At 50.1% G+C, this 505-nt stretch carries 1 protein-coding gene; it reads right to left on the bottom strand.

Annotated elements, in window-relative coordinates; all coding sequences use genetic code 11:
* The coding region (locus GPK89_RS14760; RefSeq protein WP_215694313.1) for a rubrerythrin family protein at window positions 1–371 on the bottom strand (371 nt) is incomplete at its 3' end.
* Window positions 372–505: the final 134 nt, after the last annotated feature.

Genomic DNA, 505 nt, shown 5'->3' with positions numbered 1-505 from the left:
TAGCGCTCCTCGTGGTGCTTTTCAATGGCGGCGACCAGGCGGAAACGCTGCGCCAGCTCATGGAAACCTTCCTCATCGGCTGTTTTGGCAAAGCCGTCGTACATATCCGTCCACTCGTAGTTCTCGCCCTCAGCGGCGGAGAGAAGGTTTTCGGCGGTGTCACCAATGCCGTTCAGCTCTTTGAACCACAGCTTGGCGTGTTCCTTCTCATTATCAGCGGTTTTGAGGAACAGCGCCGCGATCTGCTCGTAGCCTTCCTTCTTGGCCTTGGATGCAAAATAGGTGTACTTGTTGCGCGCCTCGGACTCACCGGCAAAGGCAGCCATCAGGTTTTTTTCGGTTTCAGTTCCTGCGTATTTCGATTCTTTCATGGTCGATGCTCCTTTCGGTTTTTCTGTTTTCATTATATCAGAATTATGATTCCGTTCTGTAACGAAGTCACATTTCTTTTTATTTTAGACGATTTAGTCTGTTCTTATCCCGCAGCGTGATTGCACCACGCTTC

Source organism: Gemmiger formicilis (assembly GCF_018784445.1).
Lineage (GTDB): Bacteria > Bacillota > Clostridia > Oscillospirales > Ruminococcaceae > Gemmiger.
Note: the sequence above shows the minus strand (reverse complement) of the source record. Positions and strands in the feature narration are given on the sequence as shown.